This is a genomic window from Amycolatopsis marina, from assembly GCF_900111885.1.
Lineage (GTDB): Bacteria > Actinomycetota > Actinomycetes > Mycobacteriales > Pseudonocardiaceae > Amycolatopsis > Amycolatopsis marina.
Genome location: NZ_FOKG01000012.1, coordinates 68107 through 93952, shown reverse-complemented (window position 1 = coordinate 93952; position 25846 = coordinate 68107). Strand labels below are relative to the sequence as shown.

Annotated in this window: 27 protein-coding genes; 18 read left to right on the top strand and 9 right to left on the bottom strand. The window is 69.5% G+C overall.

The annotated features are described in order from the left end of the window. Positions 1-14: 14 nt before the first annotated feature. The 5 genes from BM199_RS19975 to BM199_RS19955 all read left to right on the top strand — a co-directional run bounded on the left by BM199_RS19975 (position 15) and on the right by BM199_RS19955 (position 2628). Positions 15-566 carry a hypothetical protein gene (locus BM199_RS19975; RefSeq protein ID WP_091674791.1) on the top strand — a complete coding sequence of 184 codons (552 nt, stop codon included), beginning with the start codon at positions 15-17 and terminating at the stop codon, positions 564-566. A gap of 44 nt (positions 567-610) precedes the next feature. Beyond that, on the top strand, positions 611-1048 hold the full coding sequence (locus BM199_RS19970; protein ID WP_091674790.1) for an SRPBCC family protein: 438 nt from the start codon (positions 611-613) through the stop codon (positions 1046-1048). Between the two features lie 102 nt (positions 1049-1150). Next, entirely contained in the window at positions 1151-2050 is a 900-nt protein-coding gene (locus BM199_RS19965; protein ID WP_091674789.1) for a helix-turn-helix domain-containing protein, read from the top strand. After that, complete coding sequence (locus BM199_RS19960; RefSeq protein ID WP_091674788.1) at positions 2013-2207, top strand: DUF397 domain-containing protein; 195 nt, start codon at positions 2013-2015, stop codon at positions 2205-2207. Before BM199_RS19965 ends, BM199_RS19960 begins: the two co-directional genes overlap by 38 nt. A gap of 19 nt (positions 2208-2226) precedes the next feature. Continuing rightward, positions 2227-2628: a TIGR03667 family PPOX class F420-dependent oxidoreductase gene (locus BM199_RS19955; RefSeq protein WP_091674914.1), complete on the top strand. Its 402-nt coding sequence runs from the start codon at positions 2227-2229 to the stop codon at positions 2626-2628. Positions 2629-2633: 5 nt separating this feature from the next. On the opposite strand, the gene BM199_RS19950 is transcribed toward BM199_RS19955, so the two are convergent. The 4 genes from BM199_RS19950 to BM199_RS19935 all read right to left on the bottom strand — a co-directional run bounded on the left by BM199_RS19950 (position 2634) and on the right by BM199_RS19935 (position 7972). After that, positions 2634-4301, bottom strand: coding sequence for a fumarate hydratase (locus BM199_RS19950; RefSeq protein ID WP_091674787.1), 1668 nt, complete (start codon positions 4299-4301; stop codon positions 2634-2636). A gap of 436 nt (positions 4302-4737) precedes the next feature. Further along, positions 4738-5787, bottom strand: a complete 1050-nt coding sequence (locus tag BM199_RS19945; RefSeq protein ID WP_091674786.1) for a sigma-70 family RNA polymerase sigma factor — start codon at positions 5785-5787, stop codon at positions 4738-4740. A 254-nt stretch (positions 5788-6041) separates the two neighbouring features. Next, positions 6042-6467 carry a D-aminoacyl-tRNA deacylase gene (gene dtd / locus BM199_RS19940; protein WP_091674785.1) on the bottom strand — a complete coding sequence of 142 codons (426 nt, stop codon included), beginning with the start codon at positions 6465-6467 and terminating at the stop codon, positions 6042-6044. Further along, a complete protein-coding gene (locus BM199_RS19935; RefSeq protein WP_091674784.1) occupies positions 6464-7972 on the bottom strand; it encodes a DUF7782 domain-containing protein in 1509 nt (502 codons plus the stop codon). The genes dtd and BM199_RS19935 overlap by 4 nt, the downstream gene beginning before the upstream one ends. Positions 7973-8019: 47 nt before the next feature. Between BM199_RS19935 and BM199_RS19930 the strand changes: the two genes are divergently transcribed. After that, entirely contained in the window at positions 8020-8604 is a 585-nt protein-coding gene (locus BM199_RS19930) for a hypothetical protein (protein WP_091674783.1), read from the top strand. Here the strand turns inward: BM199_RS19930 and BM199_RS19925 are convergent. Next, positions 8601-9551, bottom strand: coding sequence for a GlxA family transcriptional regulator (locus BM199_RS19925; RefSeq protein ID WP_091674782.1), 951 nt, complete (start codon positions 9549-9551; stop codon positions 8601-8603). The genes BM199_RS19930 and BM199_RS19925 overlap by 4 nt on opposite strands. 71 nt (positions 9552-9622) lie before the next feature. Here BM199_RS19925 and BM199_RS19920 point away from each other — a divergent pair, with 71 nt between their 5' ends. The 4 genes from BM199_RS19920 (at position 9623) to BM199_RS19905 (ending at position 12755) form a co-directional block, all read left to right on the top strand. Further along, positions 9623-10447, top strand: coding sequence for an alpha/beta fold hydrolase (locus tag BM199_RS19920; RefSeq protein WP_177242699.1), 825 nt, complete (start codon positions 9623-9625; stop codon positions 10445-10447). Between the two features lie 84 nt (positions 10448-10531). After that, on the top strand, positions 10532-11083 hold the full coding sequence (locus BM199_RS19915; protein WP_091674781.1) for a hypothetical protein: 552 nt from the start codon (positions 10532-10534) through the stop codon (positions 11081-11083). Between the two features lie 42 nt (positions 11084-11125). Beyond that, complete coding sequence (locus tag BM199_RS19910) at positions 11126-12400, top strand: amidohydrolase (protein ID WP_245788474.1); 1275 nt, start codon at positions 11126-11128, stop codon at positions 12398-12400. Between the two features lie 40 nt (positions 12401-12440). Further along, a complete protein-coding gene (locus tag BM199_RS19905; RefSeq protein ID WP_091674780.1) occupies positions 12441-12755 on the top strand; it encodes a DUF3099 domain-containing protein in 315 nt (104 codons plus the stop codon). Between the two features lie 174 nt (positions 12756-12929). On the opposite strand, the gene BM199_RS19900 is transcribed toward BM199_RS19905, so the two are convergent. Further along, positions 12930-13826: a carbohydrate kinase family protein gene (locus tag BM199_RS19900; protein WP_425425554.1), complete on the bottom strand. Its 897-nt coding sequence runs from the start codon at positions 13824-13826 to the stop codon at positions 12930-12932. Then, complete coding sequence (locus tag BM199_RS19895) at positions 13823-14755, bottom strand: pseudouridine-5'-phosphate glycosidase (protein WP_091674779.1); 933 nt, start codon at positions 14753-14755, stop codon at positions 13823-13825. Before BM199_RS19895 ends, BM199_RS19900 begins: the two co-directional genes overlap by 4 nt. 125 nt (positions 14756-14880) lie before the next feature. Here BM199_RS19895 and BM199_RS19890 point away from each other — a divergent pair, with 125 nt between their 5' ends. Beyond that, on the top strand, positions 14881-15129 hold the full coding sequence (locus BM199_RS19890; protein ID WP_091674778.1) for a DUF3039 domain-containing protein: 249 nt from the start codon (positions 14881-14883) through the stop codon (positions 15127-15129). On the opposite strand, the gene BM199_RS19885 is transcribed toward BM199_RS19890, so the two are convergent. Continuing rightward, entirely contained in the window at positions 15096-16319 is a 1224-nt protein-coding gene (locus BM199_RS19885; RefSeq protein ID WP_177242698.1) for a YihY/virulence factor BrkB family protein, read from the bottom strand. The genes BM199_RS19890 and BM199_RS19885 overlap by 34 nt on opposite strands. Positions 16320-16546: 227 nt before the next feature. On the opposite strand from BM199_RS19885, the gene BM199_RS19880 reads away from it, so the two are divergent. The 5 genes from BM199_RS19880 (at position 16547) to BM199_RS19860 (ending at position 23431) form a co-directional block, all read left to right on the top strand. Then, positions 16547-18334 (top strand): DEAD/DEAH box helicase, encoded by a 1788-nt coding sequence (locus BM199_RS19880; protein ID WP_091674776.1) that lies wholly within the window; start codon positions 16547-16549, stop codon positions 18332-18334. Between the two features lie 270 nt (positions 18335-18604). Beyond that, entirely contained in the window at positions 18605-19726 is a 1122-nt protein-coding gene (locus tag BM199_RS19875; protein ID WP_091674775.1) for a sugar ABC transporter substrate-binding protein, read from the top strand. A 211-nt stretch (positions 19727-19937) separates the two neighbouring features. Further along, positions 19938-20711 (top strand): ATP-binding cassette domain-containing protein, encoded by a 774-nt coding sequence (locus BM199_RS19870; RefSeq protein WP_091674774.1) that lies wholly within the window; start codon positions 19938-19940, stop codon positions 20709-20711. Positions 20712-20737: 26 nt separating this feature from the next. Continuing rightward, positions 20738-22177, top strand: a complete 1440-nt coding sequence (locus BM199_RS19865) for a sugar ABC transporter permease (protein ID WP_091674773.1) — start codon at positions 20738-20740, stop codon at positions 22175-22177. An 84-nt stretch (positions 22178-22261) separates the two neighbouring features. Further along, on the top strand, positions 22262-23431 hold the full coding sequence (locus BM199_RS19860) for an ROK family transcriptional regulator (protein WP_091674772.1): 1170 nt from the start codon (positions 22262-22264) through the stop codon (positions 23429-23431). A 226-nt stretch (positions 23432-23657) separates the two neighbouring features. On the opposite strand, the gene BM199_RS19855 is transcribed toward BM199_RS19860, so the two are convergent. Next, positions 23658-23840, bottom strand: a complete 183-nt coding sequence (locus BM199_RS19855; RefSeq protein ID WP_091674771.1) for a DUF7455 domain-containing protein — start codon at positions 23838-23840, stop codon at positions 23658-23660. A 342-nt stretch (positions 23841-24182) separates the two neighbouring features. Here BM199_RS19855 and BM199_RS19850 point away from each other — a divergent pair, with 342 nt between their 5' ends. Together BM199_RS19850 and BM199_RS19845 are read left to right on the top strand one after the other, a co-directional pair. Next, a complete protein-coding gene (locus BM199_RS19850) occupies positions 24183-25001 on the top strand; it encodes an EamA family transporter (protein WP_091674770.1) in 819 nt (272 codons plus the stop codon). 133 nt (positions 25002-25134) lie between these two features. Further along, the gene (locus tag BM199_RS19845) at positions 25135-25767 is read left to right on the top strand and encodes a DUF6885 family protein (protein WP_091674769.1); all 633 of its coding nucleotides are present in this window, start codon (positions 25135-25137) and stop codon (positions 25765-25767) included. Positions 25768-25846: the final 79 nt, after the last annotated feature.

Sequence of the window (25846 nt, the reverse complement as noted above, 5' to 3'; positions counted from 1 at the left end):
CCGTCTGGGGTGGCATGAGGTACAAACAGATTCTCGTAGCCTGCAGCGTCGTCCTGCTCGCCGGGACGGCCTGCGCAAGCCAGGAAGCGGACCCGAGCGGTGACACCCGGCCCAGGGACGGGGAACTGCCGATCTCGGCCCCGAGTACCACGGTGCCACCGATGCCGATGCCGTCGGCGGAGGAGCCCGTCCCCGCACCCCAGCCACCGAACGCGCCGGGGGAACCGGTGCAGGTCCCGGACGGTGCGGACAAGGGTGACCTCGTCCCGGGGAAGCGGATCGACGGCAGCAAGCTGCCCGAGGCGTACCCGCAGAACGTCGCCACCAGTGACGACGGCAGGAAACTGCTGATCGTCGCCCAGGAGGGCGGCTGCGGCGAGGCCAGCGCCGAGCTGGCCGGGCAGTCGGCACAGCAGGTGCGGGTCACACTCGTGGAAACCCTGCCGCCGGAGTCCGCGGACATCGCCTGCACGATGGACATCCGCTTCGAAACAGTCAGTGTGGTGCTCGACAAGCCGCTGGGCGAGCGCACGGTCGTGCTGGAGTACGAGCGCCGCAAGGGGTGATCGTCACAGTGTGCGGTACGTCGTGTCCCCCTACAGTGACTCGCATGGGAAAGCGGCAGGTCTCCGGGACACGCACGATCGCGGCGACCCCGGAAACGTTGTTCGAGATGCTGACCGATCCGGCCCGGCACCCGCTGATCGACGGTTCGGGTTCGGTGCGGGCCGCCCGGGAGGGCGGTCCGCAGCGGCTTGAGCTGGGGTCGAAGTTCAGCATGGACATGCGGCTCGGGACGTCGTACAAGATCCTGAACACCGTGGTCGAGTTCGAGCAGGACCGGCTGATCGCCTGGCGGCACTTCAACGGGCATCGCTGGCGCTGGCAGTTCGAGCCGGCTGGTGCAGGCCAGACCAAGGTCACCGAGACGTTCGACTGGTCCACCGCCCGAATGCCGATCCTGCTCACGTTCAGCCCGTTCCCGCGCAGGAACAAGGCCGGCATCGAAAAGAGTCTCGATCGTCTGGCGGCGATGTTCCCCGGCTGAACACCCGGCCCGGCTTGCACCCCTGGCAACGGCTGACCCGTTCTGCTGATTCGCCCGCGTCCTGCGGGCCCGCGCCCGGCTTTCGGTCCTAGGTTCGACTCCATGAGCAAGCACGAGTCCACCGCGCGGGCGCGGGAACTGGGCGCCGAGCTGCGGCGCATCCGGGAGAAGTCCGGCCTGACCGGGTACGAGCTGGGCCGCCTGCTCGGCTGGTCGGCGAGCAAGATCTCCAGGATGGAAAGCGGCAAGCGCGGGCTGCCCGAGGTGGACGTCGCGATCTTCCTCGCCCGGTGCGCGGCCCCGCGTACCGAACTCGACCGGATACTGCATCTGGCAAGGGAATCCGACGAGGCGTACCGCTTGCAGGGGCACGGCGAGCGGCTGCCGGACGAGTTGCGCTCGCTGATCGAGCTGGAGACCACGGCCGACGTGATCGTCGACTACGAACCGGGCCTGGTGCCGGGACTCCTGCAGACCGAGCCGTACATCCGGGCACTGCTGGACTGGGGCAGGCCGGAGCGGGACGCGGGATTCGAGCTGCGGGTGCGCGCCCGGCGGGCGCGCCAGCGGCTGGTGTACCGGCAGTGGCCACCGGTGCTGGGGTTTTTCGTCCACGAACACGCGCTACGGGCCTCGGTCGGCGGGCCGAGGGTGATGTTCGAGCAACTGCTGCACCTGCTGGCCGTGGCCGCGCGGCCGCGCTGTGAGATCCGGGTGGTGCAGGCGGACGCCGCGCCCGTCGGGCTCTTCGGCGGATCGTTCCGGCTGATGCGCTTCACCGGGCACCGGCCGGTGGCCTACGCCCAGACCCACGCCGCCAGCGTCTTCCTGGAGGAGCCCGAGCAGATCCGGGTGTACCGGGAACTGCTCGACCAGATCGCCGAAACCGCGCTGAATGGGGAACAATCCCGGGAGTGGCTTGCCATGCTGGCAAGCGAGTACGACCGAGTGGAGATACCCCGCGATGAGCGAGCAGGATCTGCCGGGATCGGCCTGGCGTAGGAGCAGTTACAGCGACGCGCAGGGCAACGGCAACTGCGTGGAGGTGTCCTGCGGGGCAGGTGCCGTGACACTGCGGGACTCCAAGGACCCGGGCGGGGGACTGCTCACCGTTCCGGCCGAGGCCTGGCGTGGTCTGCGGGCGGCGCTGAGGGGTTGAACTAGGGCAGACTGGCGTGGTGACCTTCGAACAGACAGCTCAGTTCCGCCGCCGGATCGCCGACACCATCGTCTGGCTCACCACCGTCACGAGTACCGGAAAGCCCGCGCCCAAACCGGTGTGGTTCGTCTTCGACGGCGAGTCCTTTCTCATCTTCAGTGAACCCGGTGCACTGAAGATGAAGCACATCGATGCGAACCCGAACGTCGCACTGCACTTCAACATCGCCCCGGACGGGGAGGACGTGCTGGTGGTGTCCGGCACGGCAGAGGTCGTGCCGGACGTCCTCCCGTCGACGGCGCCGGGCTACCTGGACAAGTACGAGGCCCACTACCCACGGATCGGGCACGACCGCGACAGCGTCGACGCCACGTACTCCGCGGCCATCCGCGTCACCCCGACCCGCTCCTGGGGCTTCTGACCGGTTTACTTGAAGGCAATCTGCAGGACCGGTTCCGAGGCGGCGTCGAAGAAGTCGTTGCCCTTGTCGTCGATGACGACGAACGCGGGGAAGTCCTCGACCTCGATCTTCCAGACCGCCTCCATGCCCAGTTCGGGGTACTCCAGCACCTCGACCTTGCGGATGCAGTCCTGGGCCAGCCGGGCGGCGGGACCGCCGATCGAACCGAGGTAGAAGCCGCCGTGCTCGCGGCAGGACGCGGTCACCTTTTTCGACCGGTTGCCCTTGGCCAGCATCACCTGTGAGCCGCCCGCGGCCTGGAACTGCTCGACGTAGGAGTCCATCCGGCCCGCCGTCGTGGGGCCGAACGAGCCGGAGGCGTAACCCTCCGGAGTTTTCGCCGGACCCGCGTAGTACACCGGGTGATCGCGCAGGTACTGCGGCATCGGCTCGCCCGCGTCCAGCCGCTCCGCGATCTTCGCGTGGGCGATGTCGCGGGCCACGACCAGCGGCCCGGTCAATGCCAGCCGCGTCTTCACCGGCAACTGGGAGAGCTGCGCGCGGATCTCGTCCATCGGCCGGTTCAGGTCCACCCGCACGACCTCGTCGGACAGCTCGTCCTCGGTCACCTCCGGCAGGAACCGGGCCGGGTCGCGCTCCAGCTGCTCCAGGAACACGCCCTCGGCAGTGATCTTGGCCTTGGCCTGCCGGTCCGCGGAGCACGAGACCGCCACGCCGACCGGGCAGGAGGCGCCGTGGCGGGGGAGTCGGATCACGCGGACGTCGTGGCAGAAGTACTTCCCGCCGAACTGCGCGCCGATGCCGAACTGCCTGGTCATCTCGAGCACCTGCTGCTCGAGGCCGACGTCGCGGAAGCCGTGCCCCAGCGCCGAACCCTCGGTGGGCAGGTCGTCCAGGTAGCGGGCCGAGGCGAGCTTGGCGACCTTGAGGTTGTATTCGGCCGACATACCGCCCACCACGATCGCGAGGTGGTACGGCGGGCAGGCGGCGGTACCGAGGCTGCGCAGCTTCTCGTCCAGGAACCGGGCCAGGCGCTTCGGGTGCAGCACCGCCTTCGTCTCCTGGTAGAGGAACGTCTTGTTGGCACTGCCGCCGCCCTTGGCCATGACCAGGAACTCGTAGCTCGGGTCGGCATCCGGCGGCGTGTCCTTGTGGTACAGCTCGATCTGCGCGGGCAGGTTGGTGCCGGTGTTGCGTTCCTCCCAGAAGTTCACCGGGGCCATCTGCGAGTACCGCAGGTTGAGCTCCTGGTAGGCCTCGAACACGCCACGCGACAGGGCTTCCTCGTCGTTTCCGCCGGTCAGCACGCCCTCGGCACGCTTGCCGATGACGATCGCCGTGCCGGTGTCCTGGCACATCGGCAGCACCCCGCCCGCGGAGATGGCGGCGTTGCGCAGCAGGTCCATCGCGACGAAGCGGTCGTTACCGCTCGCCTCGGGGTCGTCGACGATCGCGCGCAGCTGGGCCAGGTGCGACGGCCGCAGCAGGTGCTGGATGTCGGTGATGGCCGCTCGGGCCAGTGTGGTCAGCGCGGTGGGCTCGACCTCGAGGAACCGGCGGCCTGCCGCCTCGACAACGCGCACGCCGTCCGGGGTGACGAGCCGGTACTCGGTGTGGGTGTCCTTCGCCAGCGGCAGGACATCGGTGTGCTGAAACGTGGTGGGTGGGGTCACTTGCGCGGGCTCCCTTGCACGCGGGACGGTCCGGGGGTGCGCCGACGTTACCGCGCCGTCTCACACCATGGTCGTCCGCATGGCCCACCTCGCACTTTCCCGGGAAAGTGCGATACCCCGCGCGTGCATGTACCGCACTTTCCCGGGAAAGTGCGCGGGGAGAAGCCCCTGACCTGGGGCCGGGAGTTTCGGGTCTCGCACTTTCCCGGGAAAGTGCGACAAAAAAGTCGGAAGGCCGGGTCCACCCCGACGGACCCGACCTTCCGGGGGAGGCGATCAGGTGCGGTGCACCTATCGCGAAGCTCACTCCAGGGGACGTCCTCCGTGCCGGAGGCGTTGCCTCAAGCGGGCTTCATTGACCGTCTCGTGACCTCGAGCAGAAGTCAACGCGGCCGAATGGGTGCACCACTCCTGGTCACCACCTGAGCAGCGCCGGTCAGCTGGCGTAGGCGCGCAGCTTCTCGGCCCGCTCGCCCTGCCGAAGCTTCGACATGACCTCACGCTCGATCTGGCGCACCCGCTCCCTGGAGAGACCGAAGTGCTTGCCGATCTGGTCGAGGGTGCGCGGCTGCCCGTCGTCCAGGCCGTACCGCAGCCGGATGACGTACTGCTCGCGGTCGTCGAGGGTCGACAGCACCCGGCGCAGGTCGTCCTGCAACAGCCCGGAGATGACGGCGCTCTCGGCGTCGGTCGCGTCGGAGTCCTCGATGAAGTCGCCCAGCGGGGCGTCCTCCTCGGTGCCGACCGGCATGTCCAGGCTCACCGGGTCACGAGCGTGGTCCAGCAGGTTGGCCACCTTGTGCTCGGCGATGCCGGACTCGGCCGCCAGCTCCTCGTGGGTGGCCTCCCTGCCCAGCTGCTGGTGCAGGTCGCGCTTGATCCTGGCCAGCTTGTTCACCTGCTCGACCAGGTGGACCGGGAGCCGGATGGTGCGGCCCTGGTCGGCCATCCCCCTGGTGATGGCCTGGCGGATCCACCAGGTGGCGTAGGTGGAGAACTTGAAGCCCTTGGAGTAGTCGAACTTCTCCACCGCGCGGATCAGTCCGAGGTTGCCCTCCTGGATCAGGTCCAGCAGCGGCATGCCCCGCCCGGTGTAACGCTTGGCCAGCGACACGACCAGCCGGAGGTTGGCCTCCAGCAGGTGGTTCTTGGCGGCCTTCCCGTCGCGCACCAGGGCCTTGAGTTCGGTCCTGCGGCGCGTGGTGAGGTTCTCGTCGGTGTCCAGGACGTGCTGGGCGAACACCCCGGCCTCGATGCGCTTGGCCAGATCGACCTCGTCGGATGCCGTGAGTAGCGCGGTCTTGCCGATCCCGTTCAGGTACACCCGGACCAGGTCGGCGGCAGGACTCTGCGCGTCGAGGTCGGCATCCGTCATCGGGGCGGCGGGCAGCTCGGTCTCGGCAATGGGGGCTGTCTCGGTGGCGGGAGCGGGGATCTCACGCTGACGGATCCCACGAGCCTCACGCTCGAGCGTTTGGACGGACATTCTGCCTCCCCTGTCGCGGGCTGACGTGTGCTCGGATCTGCACGCCAACTCTGTGCGTCGCGCTGCGGGCCTGTGGAACTCGCATCGCGAGACGAGCTTGCTGACTTGACACCCGGGTCAACGCTTTGGGTTCCCAATTCGTTCCCGGCTTCTCAACATGAAGACGGCTGTGCGCGGCAGGCGGTTGCTCGACCAAAGCTGAGGTTTTCCTGAGAAGACGAAGTGGCCCCCGGTCGACCACGCGTCACTGTGGTCTATACCTCAACCAGCACTGTGAACGGACCGTCATTTACGCTGTGCACGGCCATCATCGCCCCGAACCTGCCGGTCTGGACCCGGGCGCCCCTGGCGCGCAGTTCGGCCACCACCGCGGACACCAGCCGTTCGGCGTTTTCCGGGCGGGCAGCGGAAGTCCACGATGGACGTCGTCCTTTCCGGGTTTCGCCGTAGAGGGTGAACTGGCTGACGACGAGCAGGGGTGCGCCCGCTGTCGCACAGGATTCCTCGTCCCGCAGAATGCGCAGCTCATGCAGTTTCCTGGCCATCGTGACGGCCTGCGACTCGGTGTCCTCGGTGTGAATTCCGAGTAATACCAACAGCCCCTGCTCCTCGATCGCGCCCACGACCTCGTCCTCGACTGTGACGGACGCCTCGGTCACCCTGGCGGCGACGGCCCTCACGTGAGCTGCCCGCCCGCAGGAAGCAGCATGCCGTGGCGAACGAGTTCGGCAACCATCGGCAGCGCGGTCCGCGTGAGTTCGTCCACGTCCTGCCCATGCCCCACGGCCAGGAGTTCGAGCAGGTCGGACAACGGGAGCGCGCCACGGCATCCCGCCAGCAGTGCCGTCGCCAGCTCGTCCAGCTCGTGCTGCCAGCCGGGGCCGTCGGTCCGGTGCAGCCTGCGGATCGTGGTGGACCAGCCCTCGTCGCCCGGTTCGTCCACCCGCTCCAGCAACACGGTGGGTGGCACGACGAAAGCGGTGTCCAGCAGGTCCCGCTCGTGGTCCCGTAGCCAGTCCACGCGATCGAGCCAGCGGCCCGCCTCTGCGCCCAGCGGGTCGTCGTAGGCCTGCCGGAGGTCCTCGCACACCACGACGGGTTCGGCGGAGGTGCGGCGCAGGGTGACGAACCCGAATCCGATGCCCTCGACGTTCCGCTCGGCGAACCAGTCCAGCCAGGCGGCAGCCTTCGCCCTGCCTTCCGCGGAGCGCGGGTCGATTCCCGCGTCCCGCAGCCACGTGCCCACGTACAGGGCCGGGTCGGCGACGTCGCGCTGGACGAACCACGCGTCGGTCTCCGGGGGCAGCCACGAACTCACCCGCTCGGCCCAATCCTCGCCCGCCACGTGCAGCCAGGATGCGAGCAGTTGCCCCACCCCGCCCTCGTTGAGGAACGCGGGCAGCTGGCGAACGACGAGGGCACTGGCGTCGTCCCCGTCGAGGCCGGAGTCGCGGTAGACGTAGTCGACCCTGGGCGGGCCGACCACGAACGGCGGGTTGCACACGATCTGGTCGAACCGCCGTCGGGCGACCGGAGCGAACCACTCGCCGCGCAGGACTTCCACGTCGAGCTCGTTGAGCTGGAAGGTGGCACGCGCCAGCGCGAGTGCCCGTGCGGAGACGTCGGTGGCGGTGATCCGCCGCGCGTGCCTGCTCGCGTGCAGCGCCTGGACACCGTTACCCGTCCCGACGTCGAGCACCGTGTCGACAGGACGCCGGGTGGTGGCCCTGACCAGGCTGAGTGAGGCGTGTCCGACACCGAGTACGTGGTCCTCGCGAACCGGCGAGCCCGACTGTTCGGAGTCCAGGTCGGCCAGCACCCACCAGGAGCCCTCGTCGTCGCCGTGCGGGCGCAGGTCGAGACCGGCCCGCACGGTGTCGCCCCGCGGACCAGCCCGCAGGAGACCGCTGCCGATCGCGTCATCCAACGCGACCGGCGCGATCGCCGCGCTGACCGCGTCCGCCGGCTCGTTCGTGCCAAGCAGGAACAGCCGGATGAGGGTGCCGAGTTCACCGGCCTCGGTGCTGGCGCGCAGGGCGGGTTCGGGCTCGCCCCGCCCGAGTGCGGCGTGTGCCTGCCCGCCGAGCACGTCGATGACGCCGTCCGCGTCATAACCCGTACGGAGCAACGCCGCTCGCAGCCGGGAGCAGAAGCCGGCGGAGAACTCGGGAAGATCAACACTCACGGCGTCAATGGTGTCACGGGCGTCACCCGCGCCGTTACCTTGTGCCCATGTCGCAGGTTCCTGTGTGGGTCCCGATCGTGGTGGCCGCGCTCGGTTTCGTCGGTGTCGTCACCTCCCAGCTCATCGCGGGCTGGCGGGAGGACCGGCGGTGGCGCCGGGAGGCCGAGCGGGAGGAGTTGCGCTGGCGCAGGGAGCGTCAGCGGGACTGGGAGGTCCGCAACCTCGATGGAAGGGCCGACGCGTACTCCCAGGTCATCGGTTCGATCGAGGCGTTCGACTGGGTGCTGTTCCGGGCTCGCAGGGTCGTCGAGTCCGGGGCGGAATTGGACGAGCACCTGACGGCGGATCTTCGCGCGGTCTCCGAACAGGCGCGGAACTCCCTGGGTGCGGTCAACCTGCATTCCCCCGAGCGGATTCGCGTGATGCTGCGGGAGGCGATGATGCCGCGATCCCGGCTGTCGATGCGGCTGCTGGACGGCGAGCGCCGCGACGACCTGCGCGAGCTCTGGGACACCGGCCAGCGCCAGTACCGGCTGATGCGCATCGAGATGCGCCGCGATCTCGGGCTGGACGCCGAGGAGGATCCCGACCGGCTGCGTGCGGAGATACGGGCGCACTCGGGGTCGTCCTAGGTCTGGCTGAAGGTGCGCCGGTACGCGCCGGGTGTGGTGCCCAGGTGTGTCCGGAAGCGGCGGCGCAGGTTGACAGCCGAGATGAGTCCGACGCGGGTGGCGATGGATTCGACCGGTAGGTCGGTCTGCTCCAGGAGTACCCGCGCGGCGTCGAGGCGTTGGCGGAGCAGCCACTTTCCCGGACTGTCGCCGAGTTGTTCGGTGAAGCGCCGGGCGAGAGTGCGACTGGAGAGCCCGGCGCGTTCGGCGAGCCGGTCGAGCGACAGTGGGTGGTCGAGGTGGGACGTGGCCCACTCCAGCAGTGGCGCCAGCGACTCGTCCGCCCTGGCCGGTGCGGGCTGGGTGGCGTACTGGAGCTGGCTGCCCTCCCGGTGTGGCGGAAGGACCATGTTCCGGGCGACCTGTGCGGCGTATGCCGCGCCGTGGTCGCAACGCACCAGGTGCAGGCACAGGTCGATGCCCGCGCCGGTTCCGGCGCTGGTGGCCACGTCGCCGTGGTCCACGTAGAGCACGTCGGGGTCCACCTCTACCTGCGGGAAGGCGGCGGTGAACTGGGCCGTGCGACGCCAGTGGGTGGTGGCGCGGCGGCCGTCGAGCAGCCCGGCCTCGGCGAGGACGAACGCTCCCGTGCAGATGGCGATGATCCTTGCCCCGCGCCGGTGGGCAGCGCGCAGCGCCTCGGTGACGGTCTGTGGCACCGGTGCGCCAGGCGGCTGCCAGCCGGGGACGACCACGGTGTCCGCCTCGCGCAGGGCAGCAAGATCCGCGTCGACGAGCATCGCGTACCCGGCGGTGGTCGGCAGCGGCTCGGCGCGCTCGGCGCAGACCCGGAAGCTGTAGCGGGCAGGCACATCCGGCAGGACCGTGCCGAAGACCTCGGTAGCACAGGCGAGTTCGAAAGGCGACTGAGGCGGATTGAGCAGGGCCACAACCCGATGCGGACGCATGGCAGGAATGTACCTCAAGGTGTCTTTCTAGACACTCGGCTGCGAGGCCGGCGCCGGTGACAGTGGTTCGCATGAGTGAAACCACCGAGACGACAGTGCGCAGGACGACGGTTCAGGTCGACGGCGAACCGGCCAGCTATCTGACCGCAGGGCAGGGCGGTCCGCCCGTGTTGCTGCTGCACGGGACGTACTGGAGCCGTGTCTGGCTACCCGTGCTGGACCACCTCGCTGACGCCGGGCTGCGGCCCTTCGCGGTCGACCTGCCCGGACTGGGACGCTCAGGAGGCCGACTCACCCCGGAAACAGCCACGGTTCCGGCCCTCGCCGACTGGGTGACACGATTCGCCTCCGCATTGAACCTCTCCGGACCCGTCGCCGTGGCAGGCCACGACATCGGTGGCGCCATCGCCCAGCACCTCCTCGCCCACGACCGGCTCGAGGTGTCCCGGCTGGCGCTGGTCAACTCGGTCCTCTACGACTCCTGGCCCGCGCCCAACGTGGCCAGGTTCCGGGACGGGGACACGGCCGAGGGCGTCCTCGCCGGCCGCCGACAGTCGGTCACGAGGGTGCTGGGCGGTATCGCCACCGAGCCGTTGATCGCGGAGTACGTGGATCCGTGGACCGATGAGCGGGTCTGCCGCTCCTGGATGGCACTGGCGGGCGCGGCCGACAACCGCTACACGCTTGACCTCGTTCCCGCGCTGCGGCGGTCCACCACGCCCAAGCTGCTGGTCTGGGGCGAAGACGACCTCCACGAGACGGTGGAATACGCCGAACGGTTCGCCTCGGAGATCCCCCACACCACGCTCATCCGCATCCCACGTGCGGATCACATCCCCACGGAGAACGCACCCGACCAGATCGGCCGCGCGCTCGGCGGTTTCTTCACCGAGTAGCGCGGGGTGCGCTGCCGGGGCGGCCGCCGAGCGACCTGTTCGCGGAGGTGCCGCCCCGCCGTCGGACACCGCTATCTTGTGCCCATGTCGCAGGTTCCTGTCTGGGTGCCGATCGTGGTGGCCGCGCTCGGTTTCGTCGGTGTCGTCACCTCCCAGCTCATCGCGGGCTGGCGGGAGGACCGGCGCTGGCGCCGGGAGGCCGAGCGGGAGGACCTGCGGTGGCGCCGCGAGCGCCAGCGGGACTGGGAGAGTCGCAGCTTCGACGGACGGGTCGCCGGGTACTCCGAGATCATCGGCCCGATCGAGGCGTTCGACTGGGTGCTGTTCCGCGCTCGTCGGGTCGTCGAGTCCGGCGCTGGTCTGGACGAGCACCTGGCGACGGATTTGCGTGGTGTCTCCCACCAGGCGCGCAACTCACTCGGCGCGGTGAACCTGCATTCACCCGAACGAATCCGGGTGCGGCTGCGAGAGGCGATGATCCCGCGAGTGCGGCTCTCGACCCGCCTGCTGGACGGTGAGCGGCGTGACGACCTGCGCGAACTGTGGGACACCGGCCAGCGTGAGTACCGGCTGATGCGCGCCGAGATGCGTCGTGACCTCGGGCTGGACGCGGAGGAACTGCCGGAAGTGGTGTGACGACCCGAGGTGCGCATGAGTCCGCTGTGGTCAGATTAACCGGTGAGCACAGCACAATGGGCAGGCGCGCTGGCCGGACTCGACGACCTGCTGCCGGAACTGGAATCCCTCTATCGCGACCTGCACCGCCACCCGGAACTCTCGTTCGCGGAGCACCGCACGTCCGGCGTGCTCGCCGGACTGCTGACCGATGCCGGCTACACCGTCCACAGCGGTATCGCCGGAACCGGCGTGCTCGGCGTCCTGCGGAACGGGCCGGGGCCGACGGTGATGCTGCGCGCCGACATCGACGCGCTGCCGGTCGAGGAGAAAACCGGACTCGACTACGCCAGCACCGCATGGGGGACCGACGCCGAGGGGATGGACGTCCCGGTGATGCATGCCTGCGGCCACGACATGCACGCCAGCTGGCTGACCGGGGCGGCCCGGCTGCTCGCACGGCACCGGCGGTACTGGTCGGGCACCGTGCTCGCGGTCTTCCAGCCTGCCGAGGAAGTGGGCAGCGGGGCCGCGGCGATGGTGCGTGACGGGCTCTTCGCCCACGCGGGCACGCCGGACGTGGTCCTGGGACAGCACGTCGTGCCCGGTCCGGCCGGCTGGGTGCTCACCAGGCCGGGCGTGCTGATGGCCGCGACCGATGCGCTGCGGGTGCGGTTGTACGGCAGGGGCGGGCACGGCTCGCGGCCGGAGACCACTGTCGATCCGGCGGTGCTCGCGTCGTCGGTGGTGCTGCGGTTGCAGACGATCGTCTCGCGGGAGCTCGCCGCCACCGAGTCCGCGGTGGTGACCGTCGGCTCCATGCACGTCGGCACGACGCACAACGTCATCGCCGACGAGGCCGTGCTGGAGGTGAACATCCGGACGTTCGACGAGCATGTCCGTGCCCGCGTGCTTGCGGCGGTGGAGCGGATCGTGCGCGGTGAGGCGGAAGCGGCAGGCTGCCCGCGGCCACCGGAAATCACCGAGATCGGGCGGTTCCCGGTGACCACCAACGACGAGGCCGCGACCGAGGAACTCGCAGCCGTGTTCCGGGAACACTTCGGTCCGCAGCGGTGGTTCGAGGCGCCGCAGGTGACCGGCAGCGAGGACTTCGGCACCTTCGCCGAAGCGGCCGGGGTGCCCTCGGTGTACTGGCTGGTGGGCGGGGCCGAAGAGGAGACGGTGCTCACGGCGATGGCCGAGGGCCGTTTCGAACGGGACGTGCCGTCGAACCACTCGCCGCTGTTCGCTCCGGAGCCGCATCCCACGTTGTCCACCGGTGTCGAGGCGTTCGTGGTGGCCGCGCTGCACCGGCTGGGCTCCCCGGCTGTCGGTTGACGACCCGCGGTGGGAGCATGGAGCCAGGAGGTGGTGCTCGGTGAGCGACCCCGACAGGCGCGTGGCCCCGGTGCTGATCACCGAGGCGGAACCTTCCTACGAGGAGCAGCACGCCGCTCGTAAACGCAAGTACATGGTGATGATGGCGCTGCGTTTCCCCTGTCTCGTGCTGGCCGGGGTGTTCTACGAGACCTGGTGGCTGGCGATGGGCTTCATCGTGCTGTCCATCCCGCTCCCGTGGATCGCGGTGCTGATCGCGAACGACCGCCCTCCACGCAAGAAGGAAGACGTCAATCGCTACCAGCGTGAGGTCCGAACCCTCGAGCAGACCGAGCACCGCGTCATCGACGGCTGAACACTCCCGCCCTGTGGAGTCCCCGGCTTGGAGTGTCTGCAAGTACGCCCAAGCAAGATCGACAGCGTCACCAACCGCTACCAAGCGACTCGTGGCGCCCTCCGGCTTGGTAGCGGTTAGCGCAGGTCATGATCTTGCTTGGGCGTACTTGCAGACGTACCAACCTCGGGCTCGCTAGGCGAGGCGTTCCCCGGGAGCCGGTTGGGGACCCACGCGGCGGACGGCCGCGGCGCCTGCCCGGACACCTGCCCGGAGCATGTCCGCGGCGGGTTCGCGCCGGAGCCACGCGGCCAGCAGGCCCGCGTCGAACGCGTCGCCCGCGCCCGTACTGTCCACACACGCCCCTGGCGCCGCCGCGACCGTGGTGATTCCGCAGCCGTCCACCCAGCTCGCGCCGTTCGCTCCGGAGGTGACCGCAACGGCGCCCACGACGTCGAGCAGTTCCCGGGCCGACGCGGGCTCCGGCTTGCCGGTGAGCGCCCTCAGCTCGTCGGCGTTGGGCAGCAACAGATCCACGCCGCGGACGTCGTCGAGGAAGCCGGCCGGATCGGTCAGGTGCGCCGCCGCCTGCGGGTCCACCGACGTGCTCAGCCCGGCCTCGTGGGCAGCCGCGAGCGCGGCGAGTCCCGCTGGCCGCGACACCGGATCGAGCAGGACGTATCCCGAGAGGTGCAGATGCCGGGCGGCTGCGAACGCCGCGACGCACGCCGGTTCGCGGAGGTCGGCAGGGTCGAACCGTGCGTTGGCGCCCCGGTCGGCGAGCATGGTCCGCTGGCCGTCGTCGTCGACCAGCACCACGACGCAGCACGTGGCCGCCTCCGGATCGACCGTGAACGCGCAGTGCACCCCCGCCGACTCCAGCTCCGTGCGGATCAGCCTGCCGCTCGAGTCGTCGCCGACCCGTGCGACCAGGGTCGTCTCCACACCGCACGACCGCAGCCACAGCGCGGTGTTCGCGCCGGCCCCGCCCCCGGTGAGCCGGACACTCGCACGGGCGTCACCGCCGTGCACGAACTCGCCCGCGTGCCGGGCGACCACGTCGAGCCCAGCGTCACCCACGACGACGATCACGAGGCGCAGAGCTCCACCGCGGTCTCCGCGCCGAGCCGGGCGTTGGCCAGGACCAGCGCCTCGTTGGCGTCCAGGCTGACACCGCCACTGCCCTCGTGGAAGTGCTCCAGCAGCACCGGGGTGACGTCCTGGCCCCGCACGCCGCGGCTGCGCAGCAGTTCGAGTCCCTCGGCGAGCAGCCGGTCGTGCAGATCGGCGGCCATCTCGGCCTCGGCGGGGATCGGGTTCGCCAGCAGGACGCCGGAGTCCGCGACGGCACGGTGCGCGGCGACCGCGGCGGCCACGGCCGCGGGATCGTCGACGCGCAGCGGGACGGAAAATCCACTGGAGCGGCGGTAGAAGGCGGGGAACTCGTCGGTGCGGTAGCCGAGTACCGGGACGGAGTTGGTTTCCAGCACCTCCAGCGTCGCCGCGATGTCCAGGACCGACTTCACGCCGGAGCACACGACCAGGGTCCCGACCCTGGCGAGTACGCCGAGGTCGGCCGAGACGTCCCAGGTGACCGCCGCACCAGGGGCGGGCAGGTGTACCCCGCCGAGGCCGCCGGTGGCGAAGACTCCGATGCCGGCCGTGTGCGCCAGCGCCGAGGTGCTGGCCACCGTCGTCGCTCCGGAGCGGCCGAGACCGATAGCCGGGCCGATGTCGCGCAGGGAAAGCTTTTCCAGTCCGGCATCGGGCGCGCACACCCGGTCCAGTTCGGACTGGGAGAGGCCGATCAGGGCGGTGCCGTCGAGAACGGCGATGGTCGCGGGGACGGCACCCGCGTCGCGGACAGTCCGTTCCAGCCGGTGGGCGACCTCGAGGTTGCGGCCGGGCGGCAGGCCGTGCGAGAGCAGGGTGCTCTCCAGCGCGACGACAGGACGGCGTTCGTGCAGGGCCTCGGCGACCTCTGTGGAGATCGACAGCCCGTTCGGGAGTGTGCGGTTCACGAGGCGTCATCCTCACTGATTCGGGTCACCGGGACGTCACCGGGTCGGCCCCCGCACGCACCCGGCAGGGGACAGGGACAGGCGGTAGCCGTGACCGGCGGCGGCGCGTACGGCATTATGGAGTCGTGAGTACTCAGACCTTGCCTGACGTCGACACCCGCCCAGAGGGCACCGACAGCACTGACGACGACGCGCCGAAGATGTTCCACTACGTGCGTAAGAACAAGATCGCCGAGAGCGCGGTCATGGGTACGCACGTGGTGGCACTCTGCGGCGAGGTCTTCCCGGTGACGAAGTCGGCCAAGCCCGGGTCGCCGGTCTGCCCCGACTGCAAGAAGATCTACGAGGGACTGCGCCCCGGCGGCGACGAGTAGGAGTCCTTCTCGTCGGCCGGGGCCGCTGATCCGCGACGATCGTCCCTGGTCGCCGCGGGCTGCTCGTCGTCCGGCGCCGACTCGGATTCGTCCTCCGGGGCCTGGGCGAGTCCCGGCGCGGCCGCCTTCCGTGGCCTGCGCAACGGCATGGTCGTGCGCTCCCAGAGCCTGCGGTGCTCCTCCGCGCGTATCTGCTCGTTCGCCCGCTCCATCTCCAGCCTCCGCCACTTGCGGCGCTGCCTGCGGGTCATCTTGGCCGGCCACAGTTCCTGGATCGCGCTGTTGAAGTAGGCGCCGCCGACGATCGCGAGGCCGATGAAGAACGTGAAGAGCAGGAAGGCGATCGGTGTCGCGAGCGCGCCGTAGGTGTAGCCGGTCGTGGTGATCCAGCCGATGTAGAACCGCAGCCCGACACTGGAGAGCAGGAAGATCGCCATGGCGAGGATCGCGCCGGGCAGCCCGCGGTGCCATGGCAGCTTGCGCGGCAGGGCGAGTTTGTACAGCGTGGCCAGCGCCAGCACGAGCAACAGTCCGAGCGTCGGGTAGTAGAGCACGCTGACCCAGAAGGCGATCGTCGGTCCCCAGCCGGGCGGGAAGAACTCCGAAAGCAGTTCGGGACCGATCGCGATCAGCGGCAGTCCGATGACCACGAGGACGAGTCCGGCCATGTAGAGCAGCAGCGCGAAGATCCGTTGCCAGACCTCGTTGCGCACGCCGTACTGGCCGTGCGCCACGGTGATCGCGTCCACGAACGAGGACATCGCCGACGATCCGGCCCACAGCGAGATCAGGAAACCCACCGAGACGATCTCGCCCTTGCCGATGGTGAGGATGTCGTCGACCGTCGGCTCGATGATCTGGTTGACCACGCTGCCGCTGAAGATCTTCTCGGTGAACGCGATGATCTGGTCGTGCACGGCGGTGACGACCTGGGGGCCGAACCAGTCGCCGATGAACCCCAGGCTGCCGAGGAGACCGAGCAGTAGCGGTGGCAGGGACAGCGTCTGCCAGAAGGCGGCCTCGGCCGCCTCGGAGAAGATGTTGCCCTCCCAGGCCTTGTTGAGCGTGCGCCGGAGCAGGCGCAGGGGGCCTTTGCGCACGCCCTGCCGCTGGGGCGCGCGCTGCCTCTCGTTGTCGCCGTTGCTCGGGTCGGCGTCCTCGGGTGGTCCGCTCATCGCAGTGCCAAGCATGGTCCATCCGCGGCGGGTTGGCTCGTCGCCCCCACCGGCGTGTTCTTTCTCGCGCGTGCCGCGGACGGCCGGGAGGGGGCAGGGCGGGTAGGCTCGACGTCGCGCCCTCACCGTGGGTTCGGCACCGAGGCCGGTCGACGTGAGGGCATTCGCATGCGGCCGAGGTCGCACCAGGACCGCTTGACACTGACAGGACACGGACGCCCGCGAGAGGAGTTGGACCCTCCTTGTCGGATACGGCCCAGCAGAATCCGGCGCAGGCTGACGAGCAGGTACAGGCCCAGCGCGGGTTCGCCGCACCGGAAGCCCAGCACGATGCCACCGCCCGCCCGCTGCGGGCGTGGCAGCGACGTGCGCTGACCAAGTACCTGACCACGAAGCCGAAGGACTTCCTGGCTGTCGCGACGCCTGGCGCGGGCAAGACCGTGTTCGGCCTGCGTGTGGCCGCCGAGCTGTTGTCGGACCGGACGATCGAGTCGATCACGATCGTCACCCCGACCGAACACCTCAAGCACCAGTGGGCGATCGCCGCGGCGGGCGCCGGGATCGCGATCGACTCGAACTTCCGCAACACCACGGCAGTCACCTCGTCGGACTTCCAGGGGGTCGCGCTCACCTACGCGCAGGTCGCGGCCCACCCGACGCTGCACAGGGTGCGCACGGAGAACCGCAAGACGTTGGTCATCCTGGACGAGATCCACCACGGAGGCGACGCCAAGTCCTGGGGCGAGGCGATCCGTGAGGCGTTCACTCCCGCGGTACGCAGGCTGGCGCTGACCGGAACCCCGTTCCGCAGCGACGACTCGCCGATCCCGTTCGTGAACTACGAGCCCGACGGGGACGGTGCCCTGCGCAGCAGGGCGGACCACGCGTACAACTACGCCGACGCGCTCGCCGACGGTGTGGTCCGGCCGGTGGTATTCCTGGCGTACTCCGGTGAGGCCTCCTGGCGGACCAGTGCCGGTGACGAGTTCACCGCCCGGCTGGGTGAACCACTGACCGCGGAGCAGAACGCGCGGGCGTGGCGGACGGCGTTGGACCCCGGCGGCGAGTGGATCCCCTCGGTGCTGCAGGCAGCCGACACGAGGTTGAACCAGTTGCGTGGTGGCGGCATCCCGGATGCCGGAGGCCTGGTGATCGCCTCGGACCAGGAGTCCGCACGAGCCTATGCCAAGCTGCTTGCCCGCATCTCCGGCGAGAACCCCGTGGTGGTGCTCTCCGACGACCCGAAGGCCACCAAACGTATCGGCGAGTTCTCCGATTCCACCGACCGCTGGCTGGTGGCCGTGCGGATGGTGTCCGAAGGTGTGGACGTCCCGCGGCTCGCGGTCGGGGTCTATGCGACCAGCGCTTCGACGCCACTGTTCTTCGCGCAGGCCATCGGCCGGTTCGTGCGTTCGCGCAGGTCGGGGGAGACGGCGAGCGTGTTCGTGCCCAGCGTGCCCGTGCTGCTGGAACTGGCCAGCGAGCTGGAGGCCGAACGCGACCACGTCCTCGGCAAGCCGCACCGGGAGAAGGACGGCTGGGACGACGAGATGCTCGCCGCGGCCAACCGGACGGAGGACGAGCCCGGCGAGGAGGAGAAGGCGTTCACCTCGCTCGGTGCCTCGGCCGAGCTGGACCAGGTGATCTACGACGGCAACTCGTTCGGTACCGCCGTGTTCTCGGGCACCGACGAGGAGCAGGAGTACCTGGGCCTGCCGGGGCTGCTGGAGCCGGACCAGGTGCGCGCCCTGCTGCGCAAGCGTCAGGAGGAGCAGCTCGCCGACGTGAAGCGGCGCAAGCCCCCGGCGGAACAGGCGGCGCAGGCGGCGGCGAAGCCGCAGAGCGTGCGCGAGCGGATCGCGGCTCTGCGCAAGGAACTCAACGCGTTGGTGGGCATGTACCACCACCGCACGAACAAGCCGCACGGTGCCATCCACAGTGAGTTGCGCAGGGTCTGTGGCGGCCCGCCCACCGCGATGGCGACGATCGAGCAGCTCGAAGAGCGCATCACCACCCTCCGCTCCTGGTAGTCCCACGCCCTGACTTTGCGGTTTCCGGGCCCGACTTGGTCGTTCCGGCGGGTCGACTTGCCAGTTCCGGCGGACCTTGATCAGCAACGCCGCGTTCCGCCCGGGATCGGTCCGTTGCCAAACCGTGTCCGACCCACGTCACTTAATCGATTTAGTACATCTTCCGCTGCGCACGTCTCCGACATATGTTGCCGTCCACAACATTTAGCGCGACGGAGCGCAGGACCGATCCGGCCGCCGCGCACAGCTGATCTTGGAAAGGTTCGACGGATGCGCATCAGACCAATTGCGGTTGCCGCGGCGACCATGGTGTCGGCACTCGCCCTCGCCGCGTGTGGGGCCAACTCCGAAACGCCCGCGGAGTCCGGTGGCGAGACGTCCGCGGAGGGCGGTGCCGAGGGCAAGGTGGGCGTGATCCTGCCCGAGACCGCGACTTCCGCGCGCTGGGAGGGCTTCGACAAGCCCATGCTGGAGAAGGCGCTGCGGGCCGAGGGGTTCGAGCCCGACGTCCAGAACGCCCAGGGCGACGTCCAGAAGTTCTCCACGCTGGCCGACGGCATGATCAGCCAGGGCGTGAAGGTACTGATCATCGCCTCGATCAACAGCGAGGTGGGCAGCGCCGTCGCGACCAAGGCGAAGAACGCCGGGATCCCGACGATCGACTACGACCGGCTGAACCTCGGCGGCAGCTCCGACTACTACGTCTCCTTCGACAACGTGAAGGTGGGCGAACTGCAGGGGCAGGGCCTTGCCGACGCGCTGAAGGACAAGAAGGGCGCCGAGGTCATCGAGATCGAGGGTGCGCCGACCGACAACAACGCGACCCTGTTCCACGAGGGGCAGCGCAACGTGCTGCAGCCGCTGTACGACTCCGGCGCGCTCGAGCTCGTGCAGAGCCAGCCCATCGACAACTGGGACAACCAGAAGGGCGGGGTGATGTTCGAGCAGATCCTCACGGGCAACGGCGGAAAGGTCGACGGCGTGGTCGCGGCCAACGACGGTCTTGCCGGTGCGGTCATCACCGTGCTGAAGAAGAACGGTCTCAACGGGACGGTGCCGGTAACCGGCCAGGACGCCACTGCCGACGGTCTCAAGGCGATCCTACGCGGTGACCAGTACATGACCGTGTTCAAGCCGATCCAGCAGGAAGCGGACGCGGTCGCCGCGCTCGCGGCCGCGCTGGCCAAGGGGGACACGGCGGCGGCGGACCAGATCGCGGGTGACGTCAGCGAGGACCCGGAGGGTGACCGGCAGGTCAAGTCGGTGCTACTCGAGCCGGAACTGATCACAAAGGACGAGGTCAAGAAGGTCGTCGACCAGGGCTACGTCCCGGCGGCCGACATCTGTGGCGGCAACCTGCAGCAGGTCTGCACCGAGCTCGGCATTTCCTGACCTTCATCCACTAAGGACTATCGGGCTGGGGATGCCTTCCCCGACAGTATGGACTGTTCAGATGAGTGTTATTCACGCGACACATGTCACCGGTGCACCCATCCCGCCGGTATCGACCAGCCGCGAGTAGCCCTCCGGGCCACCCCCGTCCGGTCGATCGTGAGTAACCCTCGAGGCGTCCCCAGCCCGATACCCACGCGAAAGAGTTCCGATGAGCGAGCCCATTCTCGAACTGCATCACCTGAACAAGAGCTTCGGCCCCGTGCACGTTCTGCATGACGTGGACTTCGCGGTGCGCGCGGGTGAGGTCACCGCACTGGTCGGCGACAACGGTGCCGGAAAGTCCACATTGGTCAAGTGCATCGCCGGAATTCACACGGCCGACTCGGGCACGGTGACCTTCCAGGGAGAAACCGCGCACATTCGCGGCCCGCGGGATGCGGCGCGACTGGGCATCGAGGTCGTCTATCAGGATCTGGCGCTGGCGGACAATCTCGACATCGTGCAGAACATGTTTCTCGGCCGGGAACGCGGCAGTCAGTGGCTGCTGGACGAGGCGAGCATGGAAAAGGCCGCCCGGGAGACACTGGCCTCACTGTCGGTCCGCACGGTCAAGTCCGTCCGCACCCCGGTGTCCTCGCTGTCCGGCGGACAGCGGCAGACGGTCGCCATCGCCAAATCCGTGCTGTGGGAGAGCAAGGTCGTCCTGCTGGACGAGCCGACCGCCGCGCTCGGTGTCGCCCAGACCAGGCAGGTACTCGACCTCGTCCGCAGGCTCGCGGAACAGGGTCTCGGCGTGGTGCTGATCAGCCACAACATGGCCGACGTGTTCGAGGTCGCCGACCGGATCGGCGTGCTCTACCTGGGCCGGCTGGTCGCTGACGTACAGGTCAAGGATGTCACCCACGGCCAGGTAGTCGAACTGATCACCGCGGGCCGATCGGGCGACCTCGGCCTCGCCCGCCCCGAAACCGCCGTCCTGTGAACGAGAAAGCCACGAAAGAACCGGTCATGACTGAGTCTTCTACGACCTCCCAGGCACCACCTCCACCGCCCGCCGGCAACGCCATCAGCGACTTCGGCATCGACACCACCGCACTGTCCTCACAGGAAGCGGTGCGCGACTACGTGTCCCGGGTGCGCGCGGGACAGCTCGGCTCACTTCCGGCGATGCTCGGGCTCATCGCCCTCGTGCTGATGTTCGCGGCGATGTCCGACGTGTTCATGTCGCTGAACAACATCGCCAACCTGCTCGCGCAGGGAGCGGGCCGCACGATCATCGCGATGGGGATCGTCTTCGTTCTGCTGGTCGGCGAGATCGACCTTTCGGCGGGCACGGCGTCCGGGGTCTGCGCCTCGCTGATGGCGATGCATCTGGTCGAGCAGGGCAATCTGCTCGGCGGCATGGGCGGCACCGTCTTCTACGCCTTCCTCGCGGTGCTCGCGCTCGCCGCGCTGCTGGCGGCCCTGCTGCGAATCTGGGTCGGTGCGGGGCTTTCGGTACTGACCATCGTGGTCGCACTGTCCGGACTTGGCGCGAATCCATGGGTCGAGATCGGGCTGGCGATCTGCGCCGGCACCGCGATCGGCTGTATCACCGGCTTTCTCGTGTCCAAGATCGGCATGCCGTCCTTTGTGGTGACCCTCGCGCTGTTCATGGCCTGGCAGGGCGTGATTCTGCAGTTCATCGGCGAGGGCGGGGTACTCGGGATCAGTTCTTCGCCGGTGCTGAACAAGGTGGCGAACGGGAACCTCTCCACCGCGGGAAGCTGGGCGCTGTTCCTGATCGCCGCGGGTGGTTTCGCCGCGGTGACGCTGGGCAGGCACTACTCCCGGTTGCACCGTGGTCTGGTGACCCAGCCGACCCCGCTGGTGCTGGGGAAGGTGGGTGTCATCGCGGCACTGGGCGCGGTCGCCACCTACCTGCTGACGATCAACCGCGCGCCGAACGACAACATCGTGATCTCCGGTGTTCCCTACGTGGTGCCGATCGTGCTCGCCCTGCTCACCGTCGGTACCTACGTGCTGAACCGCACGCGCTACGGCAGGCACATCTACGCCGTCGGGGGAAACAGGGAAGCAGCCCGGCGCGCCGGGATCAACGTGACCAAGATCCGGGCCAGCGTCTTCGTCGTCTGCTCCTCGGTAGCGGCGGTCGGTGCGATCGTGTACTCCTCCAAGGTCGGCTCGGTCGATCCGCAGGCGGGTGGCCTGAACACCCTGCTGTTCGCCGTCGGGGCCGCCGTCATCGGTGGAACCTCGCTGTTCGGCGGCCGCGGGCGGGTGTTCGACGCCGTGATCGGTGGCACCGTGCTCGCCGTGGTGGAGAACGGTCTCGGCCTGCTGGGACAACCCGCCGCGGTGGTGTCGATCGTGACCGGCCTGGTGCTGCTGCTGGCAGCCACAGTGGACGCCCTGTCCCGCAAGCGGGCCACGGGAGCGGCGCGATGACCGGCCGGGCCGGCGGCCGGACGTGAGGCATCGGCGCGGGTCCCGGCGGCAGGCCGCCGCCGGGACAAGTGGAACACTGGGCGCGTGACCAGCACGCCCGTTGCCCGCCCCGACGACGTGCGCCGCCACAACCGCAGCACGCTGCTGCGCCTGCTGCACGTCGGCGGGCCGCATACGCGGGCCGCGCTGGCCACCGAACTCGGGCTCAACCGCAGCACGATCAAGACGCTGGTCGACGGGCTCGCCGAGAGCGGGGTGGTCGAGGAGCGGGTGCCGCGGCCCGGTCGCGGCGCGGGGCGGCCTTCGCTGCTCGTGCTCCCTCAGCCGCAGGCCGCGGTCGTGCTCGCGGTGGATGTCCAGGTGGAGCACGTCGCGATCGCGCTGGTCGGGCTCGGCGGGCAGATCCTCGGGCGGAACAGTTGGAACCTGCACGGTCGCACCGGGGAACCGGGCGAGGTCATCACCCACGTCGTCGAGTCGACCGCCGTGCTGGCGGGTGATCTCGGCGTTCAGCCGGTCGCGGCCGGAGTGTCGGTGCCCGGCGTCGTCCGCCGCTCCGACGGGCACGTCCACGAGGCGCCGAACCTGCGCTGGACCGAGGTGGCACTCGGCGAGCGGCTGGCCGCGATCCTGCGCATCCCCGTGCAGGTCGGCAACGACGCCGAGTTCGGCGCTGTCGCCGAGCACCTGCGCGGAACGGCGCGCGGGGCCCAGGACGTCGTGTACGTCTCCGCGGACATCGGCGTCGGTGGCGGCGTGATCGCGCAGGGATCCTCGCTCCGGGGCGCGGCGGGCTATGTCGGGGAGATCGGGCACATGGTGATCCGTCCCGGAGGGCGTACCTGCTACTGCGGCAACCAGGGGTGCTGGGAGACCGAGGTGGGGGAGGCGGCCCTCTGCCGGGCACTGGAGCTGGCGCCGGACAGCCCGAGAGGCAGGGTGATCGTGGAGCTGCGCCGGCTCGCCGGGAGGCCGGACGAGGCCCGCGCGCGGCTCGCGGAGTTCGTCGAGTGGCTCACGCTCGGTCTGGTCAACGTGGTGAACCTGCTCGGTCCTCAGCTCGTGGTGCTCGGTGACCTGTTCACCGCGCTGCCCCCCTCGTTGCTGGAGCAGGTCGGGGCCGAGGTGCGTCGCCGCAGCCTGGTGAGCCGGGCGGTCGGCGGTGTCCGGGTCGAGGGGTCGAAACTCGGCGCGGACGTCAAGCTGCTCGGCGCCGCCGAGGCTGCCTTCGAAGGAGTCCTGGACACCGTCTGACCCCGGTGGGTGGCAGTAGGTGTGTCTGCAAGTACCACCAAGCAAGATCAAGAACGTCGTATTCCGCTACCAAGCGGCTCACCACCACCGGGGCGCGGGGCCCACTTGGTAGCGGTTAATGACGCTGTGGATCTTGCTTGGTGGTACTTGCAGACGCTCCATCCCTGGGATGGATATGCCACGGGCGGGGACCGTGTGGTCCCCGCCCGTGTGCGTCTGTGCGGCCTCAGCCGCCCTGGATGTTGGCGTCCAGCTCCTTCAGCCGGGACTCGTGCTCACGTCCGTGGTGGCCGCAGAACAGAAGCTCGCCACCAGTGCTCAGGATTGCGCGAAACTTTGCCGCCGCACCGCAACGGTCGCAACGGTCCGCAGCGGTCAGTTCGGGGCGGGTGAGCGTGGGTGAAGTCATGGGAGTCTCCCTCCGTCCCGGCACCGGCGGTGCCGATGCCATCGATCCAGCCGCGACCACTCTGGTAAAAACCCGGCGACCGGATGGTCACCAGCTCCGCGGTGCTCGCTGCCTCCACTCTTGCAGACGTTTCGGCGGCCGCAAGTGTTCCCGGCTGTGTGGGAGGTGTGTCACGGGTAATTACCCCAGATGTCGTAAGTGCGTCCCGACAGGTAGGAACGATGAGCGCGAATACCCGGGTTTGCGCCGGTCAGGCACCATATCGAGGTGATCGCATCGTTACCCCTCCGACGCCTTTCCGCCATTCCCGCTCCTGGCTTGTTCGTTCTCAGCGGAATTTCCATGTACCTCGGCGCGGCGATCGCTGTCGGCCTTTTCGACGCCGCCACTCCGGCCGGAGTGGCCTGGCTGCGCTGCCTCGGAGCCGCACTGATGCTGCTGGCGTGGCGCCGTCCCGGCAGGGCGGCGTGGCGGGGACGTCCGCTGCTGCTCGCCGGCGTGTTCGGGGTGGTCACGGCGGGGATGAACGTGCTGTTCTACGAGGCGATCGCGCGCCTGCCCCTCGGGACGGCCGTCGCGCTGGAGTTCACCGGACCGGTACTGGTGGCCGCGTTGGGTTCGCGCGGGCGCAGGGACGTGTTCGCCCTGGTCCTGGTGGCCGCCGGGGTGCTGTGCATCGCCGACGTGCGGTTGGCAGGCAGTCCCGCCGGGGTGCTGTTCGCGCTGGGGGCCGCCGCGGCCTGGGCCGCCTACATCGTCATCGGGCAGCGAGTGGCGATCGGCGGGAACGCCGGGTCCGGGATCGACAGCCTCGCCGTGGGTTTCGCCGTGGCCACGGTGCTGCTCTCGCCGCTGGCCCTCGGCACGACCGGCATGTGGGGCTCACCGTTCCTGCTCCTGCTCGGTGTCGGGGTCGCGCTGCTCGCCACCGTGGTGCCCTATGTCCTGGACCAGGTCGTGCTGCGCAGAATCGGCAGGGCCCGGTTCGCCCTCCTGCTGGCGCTGCTGCCGGTCACCGCAGGGGTGACCGGGCTCGTCGTGCTCGCCCAGGTACCCACGCCGCTGGAAGCCGTCGGCACGCTGGCCGTTGTCGCCGGTGTGGCGTTGCGCTCCCGGGACGAACGCCCAGCCAGGTCCGCGCCGCCCGTGGAACCGGGCTGAGTGCCACGCAGACGGCCGCACAGGACGTGACCGCCCCCCGTGTCGCTGGCAGGATGCAACGATGACGACAGGCGATCTGACGGCCTCTCAGCTCTCCGCGCACCGCCTGGCCGCCGCCACGAGGCGGGTTTGAGTGTCGCTGCTGGAGGAGGCCCGGTGGTTGCCGGGTATCGGCGCGTTGCGGGCCGAGCTGCCGACCGGGATGGGCGGGCCGCAGTACGGCCCGGAAACACTGGCCGTACGGGCACTGACCGGCGAGGCGCCGCGGGCGGCCGAGCCCGGATCGACTGTCCCGCAGCCGCGGCCCCGGACCATCCGGCACCTCTCCGGCGACCGGTTGCGTGCCGTGCCGGTGCGGGGACCGTGGACGGCGGAGGCTGTGTACGAACTGCTCGGCACGCTCATGCGGCTCAGCGCGGTGGTGCCCATCGCGACCGTCGACACCGGCTCGTTCGCCGCGCCGGACACCCCCCAGCGGGCCCTCCGCGACTTCCTGGACACGGGGCTGCCACCGCTGTGGATGTCGGCTCACCGAGCCGCCGAGGTGGTGTTCGTCGGCGGGCTCGTGTACGGCCGTCGTGCGGCGCTGGCCTGTGTGCTGGACACGGCCCCGGTCGGCGACGCCGCTGACGGCCACCGGGTGCATTTGCAGCCCCTGCCGCATCTGGCGGCGGCACTGCACGATGCGGGCATGCTGCTGGTCGTCCCCGCGGCGGAGGCGGCTGACGCCGGCCGGATCGTCACCCAGGCCGGGCTTCGGACCTGAGCTGACCGGGACAGCGGCGGTCGAGTTCTGCCCCGCGGCAACACGGTTTCGTAACCAAGCAGCGGGAACGGGAACGGAG